The sequence below is a fragment of the Streptomyces beijiangensis genome (genome assembly GCF_017315755.1).
In the GTDB taxonomy this organism is placed as follows: domain Bacteria; phylum Actinomycetota; class Actinomycetes; order Streptomycetales; family Streptomycetaceae; genus Streptomyces; species Streptomyces beijiangensis.
This window is the reverse complement of record NZ_JAFLRJ010001238.1, coordinates 1-357: the sequence shown is the minus strand read 5'-3', so window position 1 is coordinate 357 and position 357 is coordinate 1. Positions and strand designations below refer to the sequence as shown.

1 protein-coding gene is annotated in these 357 nt (G+C 73.9%); it reads left to right on the top strand.

The annotated features are described in order from the left end of the window. Window positions 1–357, top strand: a 357-nt coding sequence (locus tag J0695_RS41325; protein WP_277990118.1) for an FAD-linked oxidase C-terminal domain-containing protein, incomplete at both ends; no start/stop codon positions are given.

Here is a 357-nt window from a genome sequence, read left to right as displayed (position 1 = left end):
GGCGACCCGGATGCCGGACGGCACCGAGGCATGGCCCGGCTGGGAGGACTGTGCGGTGCCGCCCGCCCGGCTCGGCGCGTACCTGCGGGACTTCCGCGGACTGCTGGCCGAGCACGGACTGCGCGGCGCCCCGTACGGGCACTTCGGGGACGGCTGCATCCACGTCCGGATCGACTTCGACCTGCTGACCGGTCCGGGCATCGCCCGCTTCCGCCGCTTCTCCGAGGAACTGGCCGGCCTGGTCGTGGCACACGGCGGATCGCTCTCCGGCGAACACGGCGACGGGCAGGCGCGCGCCGAACTGCTGCCGCGCATGTACGGCCCGGACATGGTGGCCCTCTTCGAGCGCGTGAAGGG